Source organism: Micromonospora sp. DSM 43699, from assembly GCF_055517075.1.
The window spans coordinates 1-451 of the sequence record NZ_JBTMMT010000211.1; the positions used below are offsets into that span (position 1 = coordinate 1).

Annotated in this window: 1 protein-coding gene; it reads left to right on the top strand. The window is 54.8% G+C overall.

What is annotated here, in order from left to right; all coding sequences use genetic code 11:
- Window positions 1-188 (top strand): hypothetical protein (locus tag AC0AIB_RS31290; protein WP_465098092.1); only part of this gene is annotated, 188 nt, incomplete at its 5' end.
- Between the last annotated feature and the right edge of the window lie 263 nt (window positions 189-451).

The window sequence follows — 451 nt, forward strand, 5'->3', positions numbered from 1 at the left end:
ATGCAGGCATTGCCTTACCAACGCACCAGTCGATTCACAACAACCAGAACGCCGAGAGATCTTTTCCCGAACTCAGCACCGTGATCACAACAGCGTCCATCTGGAAGTTCAAGTCAGCTGAACATCAACCGCACGAGTCCAGCGCCGAACATCGGCGCCCGTCCAACATGTCCGTCATCTTGAGGTAGGCGTGCAACAAGACGTCACTATCGACGACGAACGACAGAAGACCGTTAGCGTGATCCGTAGAAGTCTGGTCAGGAGTCGCACCAGGCGTCACCTGGTTGGCAATTTCCCGATAGCCCCGCCAGCCCTGACTTGCCACGGCTGTTGCCTAGCTCCAGTTTGAACCATGCGAACCCCAAGAACATACGAACTCAAGACACAGAATGCGGATCCACGGGAGGAGACATGACCCTCGACAAGAGAGGTCAAACGCAGTCCATAGATT